The 204-nt window shown below is 82.4% G+C and carries 1 pseudogene; it reads left to right on the top strand.

The features are described 5' to 3' along the window. Positions 1 to 204, top strand: a pseudogene (locus QWJ41_RS21950) (PLP-dependent aminotransferase family protein); the annotation flags it as partial.

Here is a 204-nt window from a genome sequence, read left to right as displayed (position 1 = left end):
GCGCCGCGGGCGCGCACCCCCGCCGCCGCCCCCGGGCCGGTGCAGCGGGCCTACCTCTCCCTGCTGCGCGAGGGGTACGTCGCCCGCGTGGTCCGCTCGGCGCGCCGCACCTCCGCGGCCCGGGCCGCGCGGGTGGTCGAGGTCCTGGGCGCGCACCTCGACGGACCCGTGGCCGGGATGTACGCCACGGTCCCGCTGCCGACG

Source organism: Nocardioides cremeus, from assembly GCF_030518195.1.
Classification (GTDB): Bacteria; Actinomycetota; Actinomycetes; order Propionibacteriales; family Nocardioidaceae; genus Nocardioides; species Nocardioides cremeus.
The sequence above is the reverse complement of the archived record's forward strand: the minus strand, read 5'-3'. Positions and strand labels throughout refer to the sequence as shown.